The 13,679-nt window shown below is 39.2% G+C and carries 13 protein-coding genes and 1 pseudogene; 9 read left to right on the top strand and 5 right to left on the bottom strand.

Annotated elements, in window-relative coordinates:
- Window positions 1–56 precede the first annotated feature (56 nt).
- Complete coding sequence (gene tcdA, locus AACU98_RS02640; protein ID WP_004245501.1) at window positions 57–905, top strand: tRNA cyclic N6-threonylcarbamoyladenosine(37) synthase TcdA; 849 nt, start codon at window positions 57–59, stop codon at window positions 903–905.
- Between the two features lie 435 nt (window positions 906–1,340).
- Here the strand turns inward: tcdA and csdE are convergent, their stop codons facing one another.
- Complete coding sequence (csdE, locus tag AACU98_RS02635; protein WP_004245500.1) at window positions 1,341–1,784, bottom strand: cysteine desulfurase sulfur acceptor subunit CsdE; 444 nt, start codon at window positions 1,782–1,784, stop codon at window positions 1,341–1,343.
- 2 nt (window positions 1,785–1,786) lie between these two features.
- Entirely contained in the window at window positions 1,787–3,001 is a 1,215-nt protein-coding gene (csdA, locus tag AACU98_RS02630) for a cysteine desulfurase CsdA (protein ID WP_012368309.1), read from the bottom strand.
- Between the two features lie 651 nt (window positions 3,002–3,652).
- Between csdA and AACU98_RS02625 the strand changes: the two genes are divergently transcribed.
- From AACU98_RS02625 to rlmM, 3 genes are read left to right on the top strand one after another with little or no spacing between them, the layout of a single operon-like run.
- Window positions 3,653–4,573: a transcriptional regulator GcvA gene (locus AACU98_RS02625; protein WP_004245498.1), complete on the top strand. Its 921-nt coding sequence runs from the start codon at window positions 3,653–3,655 to the stop codon at window positions 4,571–4,573.
- Between the two features lie 43 nt (window positions 4,574–4,616).
- Complete coding sequence (locus AACU98_RS02620; protein WP_004245496.1) at window positions 4,617–5,012, top strand: DUF423 domain-containing protein; 396 nt, start codon at window positions 4,617–4,619, stop codon at window positions 5,010–5,012.
- Window positions 5,005–6,102 carry a 23S rRNA (cytidine(2498)-2'-O)-methyltransferase RlmM gene (rlmM, locus tag AACU98_RS02615; protein ID WP_004245495.1) on the top strand — a complete coding sequence of 366 codons (1,098 nt, stop codon included), beginning with the start codon at window positions 5,005–5,007 and terminating at the stop codon, window positions 6,100–6,102. The genes AACU98_RS02620 and rlmM overlap by 8 nt, the downstream gene beginning before the upstream one ends.
- Window positions 6,103–6,190: 88 nt before the next feature.
- Here the strand turns inward: rlmM and xni are convergent, their stop codons facing one another.
- From xni to queF, 3 genes are all read right to left on the bottom strand, one after another.
- Window positions 6,191–6,940, bottom strand: coding sequence for a flap endonuclease Xni (gene xni, locus AACU98_RS02610; RefSeq protein WP_004245494.1), 750 nt, complete (start codon window positions 6,938–6,940; stop codon window positions 6,191–6,193).
- A gap of 6 nt (window positions 6,941–6,946) precedes the next feature.
- Window positions 6,947–8,314, bottom strand: coding sequence for a nucleotide 5'-monophosphate nucleosidase PpnN (gene ppnN, locus AACU98_RS02605; protein ID WP_004249505.1), 1,368 nt, complete (start codon window positions 8,312–8,314; stop codon window positions 6,947–6,949).
- Window positions 8,315–8,405: 91 nt separating this feature from the next.
- A complete protein-coding gene (gene queF, locus AACU98_RS02600; protein WP_004245492.1) occupies window positions 8,406–9,251 on the bottom strand; it encodes an NADPH-dependent 7-cyano-7-deazaguanine reductase QueF in 846 nt (281 codons plus the stop codon).
- Between the two features lie 163 nt (window positions 9,252–9,414).
- On the opposite strand from queF, the gene syd reads away from it, so the two are divergent.
- The 5 genes and pseudogenes from syd to AACU98_RS02575 all read left to right on the top strand — a co-directional run.
- Window positions 9,415–9,963 carry a SecY-interacting protein gene (gene syd, locus AACU98_RS02595; protein ID WP_161735467.1) on the top strand — a complete coding sequence of 183 codons (549 nt, stop codon included), beginning with the start codon at window positions 9,415–9,417 and terminating at the stop codon, window positions 9,961–9,963.
- A gap of 473 nt (window positions 9,964–10,436) precedes the next feature.
- The gene (locus AACU98_RS02590) at window positions 10,437–10,760 is read left to right on the top strand and encodes a YqcC family protein (protein ID WP_004245488.1); all 324 of its coding nucleotides are present in this window, start codon (window positions 10,437–10,439) and stop codon (window positions 10,758–10,760) included.
- Between the two features lie 8 nt (window positions 10,761–10,768).
- On the top strand, window positions 10,769–11,548 hold the full coding sequence (truC, locus tag AACU98_RS02585; protein ID WP_049201208.1) for a tRNA pseudouridine(65) synthase TruC: 780 nt from the start codon (window positions 10,769–10,771) through the stop codon (window positions 11,546–11,548).
- A gap of 282 nt (window positions 11,549–11,830) precedes the next feature.
- Window positions 11,831–13,276: a PTS glucose transporter subunit IIBC gene (gene ptsG, locus AACU98_RS02580; RefSeq protein WP_004250245.1), complete on the top strand. Its 1,446-nt coding sequence runs from the start codon at window positions 11,831–11,833 to the stop codon at window positions 13,274–13,276.
- 153 nt (window positions 13,277–13,429) lie between these two features.
- Window positions 13,430–13,679: pseudogene (locus tag AACU98_RS02575) on the top strand (hypothetical protein); the annotation flags it as partial.

Genomic DNA, 13,679 nt, shown 5'->3' with positions numbered 1-13,679 from the left:
GGCTATTGATTAACAATAGCCATGATTATTTCTGCTATCTAGGTTGTTATCGCATTATGCAAAATTCATTATCAGACTCCTATCTGCAACGCTTTTCTGGTATTGGCCGTCTTTATGGACAACAAGCGCTGTATTATTTTTCTCAGGCACATATTTGTGTTGTCGGCATTGGTGGCGTTGGTAGCTGGGCTGCAGAAGCCTTAGCTCGCAGTGGGATCGGCGCTATTACGTTAATTGATATGGATGATGTGTGTGTCACCAATACCAATCGACAAATTCATGCGCTAAAAGAGCATGTCGGCCAGCCTAAATGTGAAGTGATGAAGCAGCGAATTTTGCAAATTAATCCTGAATGCAAAGTTACTTGTATTGATGATTTTGTTACGGTTGATAATGTGGCAGAAATGATGCAAAACTCATTTGATTATGTGATTGATGCTATTGATAGTGTTAGACCAAAGGCCGCATTATTAGCTTACTGTCGTCGCTATAAAATTCCTGTTATCACCACTGGTGGCGCAGGCGGACAGATTGATCCAACTCAAATCCAAGTCGTCGATTTAGCGAAAACCATTCAAGATCCATTAGCCGCTAAATTACGTGAGCGTTTAAAATCTGATTTTAATGTTGTGAAAAATAGCAAAGGTAAATTAGGCATAGATTGTGTTTTTTCAACCGAGCAATTAGTCTACCCTCAAGGAGATGGTACGGTGTGTGCGGCCAAAAGTACTGCCGATGGTGTCAAGCGTATGGACTGCTCAGCGGGTTTTGGCGCGGTGACAATGGTAACCGCTTCCTTTGGTTTTATTGCCGTTTCTCATGTATTAAAGAAGATGTTAGCTAAGGCGCAACGTACTCGTCATACTTCAAGTTGTAGCGTTGTTGACCGCATTCATTCGCACTAGTCACATACTGATGTATGCTCCTAGCGACTCATTCACTTGTCGCCTAGCTACACCTTGAATTATTTAGAGTAGTACTCGTGATACTTCAAGTTGTCGCGTTGTTGACTGTGTTTATTCGCACTAGTCGATGTATGCTCCTAGCGACTCATTCACTTGTCGCCTAGCTACACCTTAAATTATTTAGAGTAGTACTCGTGATACTTCAAGTTGTCGCGTTGTTGACTGTGTTTATTCGCACTAGTCACATACTGATGTATGCTCCTAGCGACTCATTCACTTGTCGCCTAGCTACACCTTAAATTATTTAGAATAGTACTCGTGATACTTCAAGTTGTAGCGATGTTGATGGTGCTCAATCGCACTAGTCACCTAGTTGCACTTTGGAGCATTTAAGCGTATTGATCCACCATACAACAAGCTGTACACATTGACTTGTTAGGGTTGAGATGTCTGTGTGAGCGACGTTAATCGCGCAATAATGGCATTGACACCATCAGTGCGTGATTGGCTAATTTGATTAGCCAATCCTAATTGTTCAAAAATAGCTAATATATCGATATTGGCTATTTCTTGTGCTGTTTTATTCTCAACTGTTGTTAAAATAACCGCCAGTAAGCCTTTTACAATTCGCCCATCACTATCACCATAAATATGGTATTTGCCGTCATTGTTTAACTCAACACCTAGCCATACTCTATTTTCGCACCCTTTGATTTCGTTTTCTGTTGTTTTTAATTCATCAGGTAATGCGGGTAATTTTCTTGAAAGTTGGATCAATTGACGATATTTATCTTCCCATGATTTAGATTTCTGGAAGTCTTGAAATAATCCATCTAAGGTAATGTCATGACCAAAAGGGTGTTGTGTATTATTACTCATATTTAATCTTCATCTTTTAATAAGGACAGTGCGAATTTAACCGCATCAACTAACCTATCAATATCAGAAAGTTGATTATATGGCATAAAAGAAGCGCGTAAACAGCCAGAGATGGTTAAAGCATCGATTAAGGGTTGTGCGCAGTGTTGCCCTGTGCGTAAAGCAATACCTTGTTCCGCGATTAATGCCGCTAAATCACTGTGATGAATACCCTCAAAATTAAAAGCGAGTACCGGTGAATGAGGCGCGCGGTAGCTGATAAAACCCTCCAGTTGCTCAAGACGCGCCTGTGCTTTATCTGCCAGAGTTAAGGCGTATTGATTGGCTTGCGCCATATCTTGCGTTTGTAACCAATCTAATGTTGCTGAAAAAGCAATTACAGCAGCTATGTTAGGGGTGCCTGCTTCAAAGCGATGAGGAATAGCCGCGGGTACAAAACCGTTAAAGCTTGCCGTGGTTAACATTTTTCCGCCCCCTTGCCACGCAGACATCACTTCTAAAAGTTCGCGCTTTCCATAACATACGCCAAGGCCATTGGGACCATATAATTTATGGGCAGAGAAAGCATAAAAATCGATATCAAGGGCGCTGATATCCGTTGCATGATGAGCTATGCCTTGTGCACCATCAACCACGAGTAAACAGTCATCATATTGATGTACACATTGAGAAACTTTATCTAAGGCGATTTGTGCACCGGTGATATTCGACATTTGGCTTATTGCCACTACTCTTGTTCTTGCCGTAAGTAATGTCGTCAGTGTGGCGATTGAAGGTAAAAAGTTATCTTCAATCGGCCAGCGAATAATTTTGGCCCCAGTCTGCTCTGCTAACATTAACCAAGGAATAAGATTGGCGTGATGCTCTTGTTCGCTAACAATAATTTCATCACCGGCTTGTAATCGTGGGCGGAAATAGCCTTGAGCAATAAGATTAAGTGAGCCTGTGGTGCCTTGCGTCCAAATAATAGTATCGCTATCTGCGACGTTAAGTAATTGAGCGACTTGCTGACGTGCTTGCTCAAAGTGTTGTGTCATCTTTTTAGCTTGTTGATATTGGCTACGGTGAACCGTCGCTGAGCTATGGCGATAAAATTCATCTGAAGCTTCAATCATAGCTACAGGTTTTAATGCGGTAGCCGCACTATCAAGATAAACAATATTTTCCTCAATAGCAGGAAATTGTTGGCGAAAAACAGTAGGGGAAAATGGTTTCATAATGAGCTTGTGTTAGTCAGTCTAGAAAACGCCGTTATAGTAAGTAAAAATCTAACCGCGAGATTATACGGTTAATAATATTTATTTATAATGAAATTGCTAATTTGTTTACTGTGAATTGCGATAGATTTTTATGGTAACACGATAAAGGTGAGCTTGTTTATAGCATCGAAAATGGAATAGATGTTTATCTACTCAGCGCTGTTATTGCCTATGGGGAAAAGATGTTACACTTTTTTAGCATAATAATAGCTAAGTAGGTGCGCATTTAGCATAAAAATAGGATGTGCAGTCCGTCAGCGTTACGAAGTTAGAGTAAAATTATATATAAAAAAAGCACCGCCTTGGCGGTGCATTATAAAATCACTATGGACAGACAGGGTAAATGTACAGGAAGTGAAAAAAAACAGTAGCATCAGCTACAAAGTCTGGAATTTCCAGACAACTTGCAAACACAACATCACAACCACAAAGCCAAAAGTTTTGCAGTATTGCTACTACACAACTTTTCGTTCCGGCTTAGGAAGTGCGAGTACTATAGGTATTTACTGGCTAATCATCAAGGGACAAATTATAATGCTTCGCATAAAAAAAACTAATAACTAACGTTAGGGTTTACCAACAGCCAAAATAGGGGTTTCACAACAGAATATGTCTAAACGTTTACCTCCACTAAATGCCCTTAGAGTTTTTGATTCGGCAGCACGTCATTTAAGTTTTACTAAAGCGGCTGAAGAATTATTCGTGACTCAAGCAGCGGTTAGCCATCAAATTAAAACATTAGAAGAATTTCTTGGACTAAAATTATTTAGAAGACGCAATCGTTCTTTGTTACTGACCGAAGAAGGTCAAAGTTATTATCTTGATATCAAAGAAATTTTCTCTTCAATTAATGAAGCGACAAGAAAATTACTTGCGCGAAGCGCAAAAGGGGCTTTAACAGTGAGCTTGTCGCCGAGTTTTGCTATTCAGTGGTTAGTACCGAGGTTATCAGGGTTTAATCAGGCTTATCCGGGGATTGATGTTCGTATTCAGGCGGTTGATCGCGAAGAAGATAAGCTTGCTGATGATGTGGATGTGGCTATTTTTTATGGCCGCGGGAACTGGACTGGATTGCGTACTGATCGTCTTTACGCCGAATATTTAATTCCAGTTTGTGCTCCTTCTTTGCTGACAGGTGAAAAACCACTAAAAACCCCGTCCGATCTGATTTATCATACACTGTTACATGATACATCGCGTCGTGATTGGCAAGCTTATGTTCGTCAATTGGAGATCCAAAACCAGATTAATGTGCAACAAGGGCCTATCTTTAGCCATAGCTCTATGGTGATACAGGCTGCAGTACATGGACAAGGTGTTGCATTAGTTAATAATGTTATGGCTCGCAGTGAAATTGAATCAGGTCGATTAGTTAGGCCTTTTCAAGATGTGCTTGTCAGTAAAAATGCCTTTTATTTAGTTTGCCAAGATAGTCAGGCTGAATTAGGAAAAATTGCTGCTTTCCGTCAATGGATTTTATCTCAAGCGGCAAATGAACAGGAAAAATTAGGATTACTGGCAACTTCTTAATATTTGTTTAGGTAAATTAGCTCCTAACAGGAAGGAATAAACAGTGAATAGTCGTACATTGCTTATGTTTTCCGCAATCAGTGGTTTTTTTTATGTGGCTTTTGGGGCATTCGCTACCCATAAATTAGCCCCTCATTTATCGCCACAGCATTGGGAATATATTCAGTTAGCTATGCGTTATCAAATCGTACATACTTTACTACTTGTAGGGTTAGCGGCGATATTAATGCGCAAAACCATTTTATGGCTTTATTGGGCAGGTATTTTCTTTGGTTTAGGCATTTTACTTTTCAGTGGTAGCCTTTATTGTATGGCGCTAACACAGGTTAGGTTATTATCTTATTTTACGCCAATTGGTGGATTTAGTTTTCTTATTGGTTGGATTTTAATTTTTATTGGCGCTTTGCGTCTAAGGACACCGGCATCTCGCCATGAATAAAGTAGCATTATATTGTCGCCCTGGTTTTGAAAAAGAGTGCGCGGCGGAGATAACGGATAAGGCAGGACAAATAGGTGTTTATGGCTTTTCTCGAGTGAAAGAGGGAAGTGGTTACGTCATTTTTGAATGCTATCAAGAAGGTGATGCAGATAAAATTGCTCGTGATGTGGATTTTAGAGGGCTTATCTTTGCACGCCAATTATTTGTTTGTGGTGAATTATTAAAGAACTTACCACCAGAAGATCGTATTACCCCCATTATTGACCAGCTAAAAGGTAGTACAGAAAAAGCAGGTGAATTACGTGTTGAAGTCGCTGATACCAATGAAAGCAAAGAGTTATTAAAATTTTGCCGTAAATTCACTGTTCCTTTGCGTAATCAATTACGTAAAGAAAAGATCTTATTAAAAGTTGAAAATTATAGTCGTCCGGTGATCCATGTCTTTTTTATTGCTCCGGGATGTTGTTACGTGGGCTATTCCTATAGCTTTAATAATTCGCCATTCTATATGGGGATCCCCCGCTTAAAATTCCCAGCAGATGCACCAAGTCGTTCAACTTTAAAACTTGAAGAAGCGTTCCATGTTTTTATTCCTTATGAAGAGTGGGAAGAGCGCTTAGCCAGTGGGATGAGTGCGGTTGATCTTGGGGCGTGTCCCGGAGGATGGACTTACCAATTAGTTAAACGTAGCATGATGGTGCATGCCGTTGATAATGGTCCTATGGCTCCTTCTTTAATGGAAACAGGACAAGTGCGCCACCATCAAGCTGATGGCTTTAAGTTTGAGCCGACGTCAAAGAATATTACTTGGCTGGTGTGTGATATGGTTGAGAAGCCTGCCAAAGTGGCTGCATTAATGACAACGTGGATAGTTAATGAATGGTGTCGTGAAGCAATATTCAACTTAAAATTACCGATGAAAAAGCGTTATGAAGAAGTTGCGCATATCCTTGATAAAATTAGAGCTGAATTAGCTGAGAAAGGCATTAATGCTAAAATTCAGGCTAAGCATTTGTATCATGACAGAGAAGAGATCACGGTACATATCCAAAATATCTGGGCTGCTTATCGTCCTGATCGCGAGTTTTAACTTCATAGAGTTAAGTTCATCTTTTGATGAGTAAATCATTAACAGGCTAATTCTCTATTACAGAGCGTTAGCCTTTTTATTGATTAAACTATTTTAAACGTAACTGTTGTAAATTACCGTTTAACTGAATATCAGTACGAAGTGTGGTGATTTGGCGGCTAATAAAAGCAACTTCTTTATTATCACTCAATTTGGTTTGCCATTTTTTTGGCACTTCATCAATGTGTTGATACAGTGACTCTAAATTAGGATAAAGTTGCAAAAGTTCTGTTGCACTTTTAGGGCCAATACCGGGGACACCGGAAACTTTACTGCTGCTAACGCCTGTTAATCCCCAATAATCAGTTAATTGTGTCGGTTTAACACCAAACTCTTGATTAATAAATTCAAGATCGAGCCAGCGTTTTTGGAAATAGTCACGAATACGTATGGCAGGGGAAAGTAATTGGCAATAACCTTTATCTGTTGAAATAATGGTCACATTATGTCCGGCTTGAGCGACTTTTGTTGCCAAAGTTGCGGCCACATCATCCGCTTCATCGCCTCCTGAATGCCAGCTTTTTATACCTAAGTTAAGTAGCATTGCTTTAATTTCTGGAAGCTGTTGGTGCAGATCAGCGGGCATCGGCGAGCGGCCTGCTTTATATTCCGGCAATAACTGATGGCGCCAGCTATTTTCCCTATCATCTTCATCAAAAACAGCAACCGCGTGAGTAGGCCGTGTGTGATTAAGCAATTGATTCACGCTATGTTCACACACTGTCAGGCATGAAGAACCTGATGCCGCATGAATACGGCGGATCAGGTTTAATGCATCAATGATCAGCAAATGTACCATAATTAATTAGCTGATGATCTCGTAACAAGGTTGATAAGCACTACCACCAGGTAGTTTCATACGATGTTGTTCGACAAAACCCGCCAATAAAATATCCATACGGCGCATAATATCGCTTTCGCCGTGAATTTTATAAGGGCCATGAGCTTCTATCGCCTTCATTCCCACTTCTTTTACGTTACCTGCGACAATACCGGAAAATGCACGGCGTAAATCAGCCGCCAGTTTTTCAGGAGATTGATGCGTGCTTAAATTAAGTGATGCCATATTTTCATGAGTTGGCTCGAAAGGATGTTGTAAGTCCGCATTAATTTTTATTGACCAATTGAAGCTGTAAGCATCCCCTGTGCTACGACGGTTATCTTTTACCAATGGCATGTATTTCTTCATAATACGAGCCACTTCAGCCGCATCATCGACGATGATTTGATAATGACGTCGTGCATCTTCACCTAAGGTATTAACAATAAAATCATCGAGTACTCGGAAATAGTCTGCACTCTCTTTAGGACCCGTTAAAATCAGTGGCAGTACTTGTTCTTGGTTTTCTGGTGACATCAGAATACCAAGTAGATAGAGTAGCTCTTCTGCGGTTCCTACGCCCCCTGGGAAAATAATAATGCCGTGGGCAATACGAACAAAAGCTTCCAGACGTTTTTCAATATCTGGCATAATGATAAGTTCATTAACCAGAGGATTTGGTGGCTCTGCGGCGATGATTGATGGCTCTGTAACACCAATAAAACGGCTATTTCTATAACGTTGTTGAGCGTGACCCACTGCTGCGCCTTTCATGGGAGCTTCCATAGCTCCAGGTCCACACCCAGTACAGATATTTAGTTCGCGTAACCCTAATTCATTACCGACTTTTCTACCGTAAAGATACTCTGTTTCATTGATGGAGTGTCCACCCCAGCAAACGATCATATTTGGATCTTCATCGATATGTAGCGCTCTTGCATTACGTAAGATAGAGAAAATGGTGTTTGTTATATGGGCGCTGTTTTCAAGGTTTAAATGTAGGTCGCGTTTTGCCGTGGTTATTTGCCCATGCACAAACAAAATATCGCGCAGTACAGCAAATAGGTTTGCTTGTAGAGAGCGAATAATTTTTCCATCAACAAAGGCATCTTCTGGGGGATTAACTAGCTCTAATTTTACACCACGTTCGCGACGCAGTACGTTAATATCAAAATCTTGGTATTTAGATAACAGTTCTTTACTACTATCAGTAAGGCTACCAGAGTTGAGAACTGCAAGTGAACAGTTACGAAACAGTTGATAAAGATCACTGCTGGCTGTTCTTTTAAGCATATCAACTTCTAGCTGTGAAAGCAGATCCATGGAACCTAATGGGCTGACATGAGTTATCACGTAGGACTCCTTTTTCTCCCGAAATAACAAACTGAAGTGCAACTGATCTCTGTATAACATAGATCATATTAACATACAGGCATTATTCACGTTATTGTCTGGCTAAGCGACCAGTTTCTGGAACAAACTCACAATTACTACGCCAAGGATTAATATCTAATCCTCCACGGCGAGTGTATCTTGCATAAACCGTTAATGTGTCTGGTGAACAAAATGTCATAATATCGTGGAATATTCGCTCAACACACTGCTCGTGAAATTCATTATGCTGTCTAAAGGATACAAGATAGCGTAGTAGTTTTTCACGGTCGATTTTTTTGCCTTTATATTGGATCATCACAGATCCCCAATCAGGTTGGTGCGTGATCAGGCAATTTGATTTTAGCAGATGACTAACAAGCGTCTCCTCAACCAGTGTATCTGTTGTTGATCCGTTTAACCATTGGCTATCGAATTGGTAATTATCAATTTCAATAGGTTGGTTATCAATGCACTCTCCTACAAAATCGACAATAGGCTGTGAGGTAAAATGGGAAAGTGGGTAAAGCGTTAGATGCACCCTGCCTTTAGCACAAGCAGTTAAATCTTTGAGTAATGTTTCTTCAACAATGTGCCAATTTTCAAAACGAGTTTGATTAAAGCTATTGAGATAGAGCTTAAAGCTTTTTGATTCGATGAGATTTTCTGTCGTTGCATCTAATTCTACATGGCCAATAGCCACTTGAGGTAAGCCTTGGCTGTTGAGCCAAGATAGCTCATACATTGTCCAGATATCACCACCATGAAAAGGTAGATTGTCAGCAGTTAAAGAGAGTGAATCTCGATTTAAGCGACGAGGTACACCTTGTAATAGACTCGCATCATAGTGTGTGTGGTATTGTGTTTCTTTGCCTAATGATAGTGCTTCGAGAGCCTTATCTCCCTGATATAAAGACATAATCGATATCCTAATGTCATCAAAAAATGGAAAGAGCCGTGATTATACTAGCGAAATATCAAGAGTATATGAACGCTTTATTATTGGCGCTCAAAATTACCGGTATTATCAGGTAACATAAGGGATATATTTCTCTTTTTTATGCCTACAGACGATGATAACGATGAATGATATTTCCACTGAATTAAAACAGCTTACGCAAAATTATGTTGATTTATGGCAACAAGAGTCAGGGTTTCCTCCTGCCAGCCATGAGCTTTATGGTGTTCCTTCTCCTTGTATTTCTCGTACCGGAGATAATGTGGTTTATTGGTTACCACAGCCTTTTAAGGGTCGAGATAAATTAGAAAAAGTTGAAAAAGCGATGGGAATTATTATTCGCCCTGAATTACATGACTATTTTATTACGCAATATGCTGGTGATATGCAAGTCCGTTTTGATTCGCTCAACTTTACTCTGCTTCAAATTTGGAGTGAAGAGGATTTTATTCGCCTACAAGAGAACATGATCGGACATCTTGTGACACAAAAACGATTGAAGCTTACCCCGACTTTGTTTATCGGTACAACAGCGTCTGAAAACGATATTATTTCTGTATGTAATCTTTCAGGTGAAGTAATACTAGAAACTTTTGGTCAAAAGAAAAGGGAAGTGCTTGCAGATAATTTATCACTATTTTTAACAAAATTAACCCCTGTTTTTGATAAGTAAGGTAATCATTTAGCTATTTTTTCTGTGAGATATATCTTACAAAAAGAGCATCTTTAGCTTACTAAATGCAAATATTGCGTAATGCTTTTTTTGTTTGTTAAATAATTTCAATGGATTAATCATACATTGTTTTTCGTGATGGTTTTTCTTTATTGATTACCTTTGTTTTGTGGGTTGTTTCACTAACCAATTATTGGCATTCTACCTCCGCCAACTAAGGGATTATTTGGTAACCGTGATAAAGAAAGTAATCAAGGATGTAGGAAATAGGATATTTCCATTAATACAAGATATAGACTTTCATCATCATGGATGACAGATGACAATAAAACGGTTCTGCTAGGATGCAGGTATTATATTAGATAATCATATCTTCTTGTCTAAAGGGGCTACGGCCCCTTTATTTTCTATTTGCTTTTCACTCTTTCAGCCCCAATGTTATGCTTATTCTGTTTTTATGTAAGGAATAAACAATGACCTCAGAACAACACATTTTAGCAAGACTGTTATTAATTGAAGAAGAGATGAAAAACATAGGGTTATGGCAATTGGATGCGCCTAATGATGAGGCTTTTGCAAGCTCAGAGCCTTTTTGTATTGATACAATGGAGGCGCATGAATGGTTGCAATGGGTTCTGATCCCTCGTTTATCTTCTCTTATTGACAGTGGTATGGCATTGCCGACGGCTTTTGCTATCGCACCTTATTATGAAGAAGCATTTAAGGACGATGAGACGCGTGATTATGTGGATTTACTCAATCACCTTCGTGAACTTGATGCGTTATTTAAGCAATAAGGTCAATGATGCTAGATATTATTTATCAAGATGAATATCTTGTGGCGGTGAATAAACCGGCGGGCTGGCTTGTTCACCGCAGTTGGCTTGATAGGCATGAAACCGTGTTTGTGATGCAAACATTAAGAGATCAAATTGGTCAGCATGTTTTTCCTGTTCATCGTTTAGATAGACCCACATCCGGAGTGCTATTAATGGCGCTCTCTTCCGAGGTTGCAAGAACACTTTCAGTCTGTTTTGAACAACATCAAATGGAGAAAGTGTATCATGCAGTTGTGCGTGGCTATGTTGAAGGGCCAATGATAATTGATAGTCCACTTGTTGAAGAGCATGACAAAATCGCTGACAAATTTGCCTCTCAACCTCCTAAAATTCAACACTGTATTACGCATTGTGTGCCACTTGCAAAAGTGGAAAAAGAAGTGGCGATAGGGCGCTATCCAACATCGCGTTTTAGCTTATTGGAATTACGTCCTGAAACGGGGCGTAAGCATCAATTGCGCCGTCATATGTCTCATATTCGTCACCCTATTATTGGGGATACAGCCCATGGCGATTTACGACAAAATCGTGGGGTCGTAAATCATTTTCAATCACATCGTTTGATGTTACACGCAAGTCAGCTAAACTTAATTCATCCGATCACTCAACAACCACTTAACTTAACAGCGAAGTGGGATCTGCCATGGCAACATCTGATTAATCAGTTTGGCTGGCGTGGTCTAAAGCCCGAATTAGAGCAATTCGGTGAGGATTTAGCTCACCATTTTGTACTTTCTGATATTTGAATATTGCTTACCTGTCGTGACTATCAAGACTTATTTACTTAAGTTTTGGTAGTTTGCGCAATATTTATTCCTCAATAACTGGTTGTAATATAAAAAGTTACTTTTATTGATAAAAGATATGAACTGAAACGTGACAGCTATCATATATTCAATAATGGATTTATTTTATGATGTAAAATAAATAGAGCTTATTATTAGATAAGTTAATTGAATAAACCTACCTTAACTTTAAACAAATAAAAAACTTATAACACATACAACCCATATTCGGGAGTCTGCTTGATGTTTAAAAACCTATTTGTTGTTTTACAAAAAATTGGAAAATCCTTAATGTTACCGGTATCTGTGCTGCCTATTGCCGGTATCTTACTAGGGGTTGGGTCTGCGGGACTATCATGGATCCCTGTCTCTGTTTCTCAAGTGATGGCAGAAGCGGGGGGCTCGGTTTTCTCTAATATGCCACTGATTTTTGCTATTGGTGTGGCGTTAGGTTTTACCAATAATGATGGTGTCTCAGCTCTTGCGTCCGTCGTTGCCTATGGCATCATGTCAAAAACCATGCTGGTGGTGGCACCTTGGGTCTTAGGGTTATCTCCTGATAGTGTTGAAATACAACGTTTAACTGATACGGGGGTACTAGGTGGGATCATTGCTGGTATTATTGCCGCATCAATGTTTAACCGCTTTTATCGTATTAAACTTCCTGAGTATTTAGGCTTCTTTGCAGGTAAACGTTTTGTACCTATTATTTCTGGTCTGATTGCGATTTTTGTCGGTATTCTTTTATCCTTTATTTGGCCTCCTATTGGTACTGCTATTCAACGTTTTTCTGAGTGGGCAGCGTATCAAAATCCAGCCGTTGCATTTGGTATTTATGGTGTTGTTGAGCGTGCGTTAGTGCCATTTGGTCTGCATCATATCTGGAATGTACCATTCCAAATGCAAGTGGGTGAGTATGTAAATAGCGCAGGACAAGTGTTCCACGGTGATATTCCACGTTATATGGCAGGTGATCCAACTGCGGGGATGTTATCAGGTGGCTTCCTATTTAAAATGTTTGGTCTACCCGCGGCAGCCATTGCTATTTGGCATACAGCACGCCCTGAAAACCGTGTAAAAGTTGGTGGGATCATGATTTCTGCGGCATTGACTGCCTTTTTAACAGGGATCACAGAGCCAATTGAATTCTCATTTATGTTCGTAGCACCTATTCTTTATGTTATTCATGCCATTCTTGCCGGTTTAGCATTTGTTATTTGTATCTTGTTAGGTATGCGTGACGGTACAAGTTTTTCTCATGGCTTAATCGACTTTATCGTATTGAGTGGCAATAGCAGTAAACTGTATCTATTCCCAATTATTGGTATACTTTATGCGATAACTTATTACTCTATTTTTCGTTTCTTAATCGTGAAACTCAACCTGAAAACCCCAGGGCGAGAAGTAGAAGATAAAAACGCGAAACAAGCGGATAAAAGTGCGATGGGACAATCTTTAGTCGCTGCTTTCGGTGGTAAAGATAATATCAGTAGCTTAGATGCTTGTATTACACGCTTGCGTATTGGTGTAAAAGAGATTGATAAGGTCGATCGTGATGAGCTGAAAAGACTGGGAGCGGCTGGTGTTGTGGTGGTTGGATCCGGTATTCAAGCAATTTTTGGCCCTAAGTCTGATAATTTAAAAACTGAAATGGATGAATATATTAGGTCTTTGGATTTGACGAAATAGTAGAGACTTATATTATCAAAAAAACACTCGGAATTTTTTATTACGAGTGTTTTTTGATATGTATAAAGTAGTTATAACTATCATTTTTGAAAGCTATTTGAATAATATAGCATCATAATTACTATATTAATGATGAATGATTCGGTGATGGTTATGTCTAATATACCTTTAATTAACGTCTTACCTTATGAATTTCTATTAAATTATTTAAGTAATGATGAAATAAAAAATAAAAAAGATGTGTATTTTCTACTGAAGAATGGAGTTCGCTCTTGTACTAATACTGATAATCAAAGAATTGAACAAGAAATTGAAAGAAGTGACCATTTTTCCACTTTAAAAATAGGTAAAAAAAAATTATATATTGAGCGTGATTTCATTAATGATATAATAAAAAGAGTAG

The organism is Proteus sp. G4380 (genome assembly GCF_963885725.1).
GTDB classification, from domain to species: Bacteria; Pseudomonadota; Gammaproteobacteria; order Enterobacterales; family Enterobacteriaceae; genus Proteus; species Proteus mirabilis.
The sequence above is the reverse complement of the archived record's forward strand: the minus strand, read 5'-3'. Positions and strand labels throughout refer to the sequence as shown.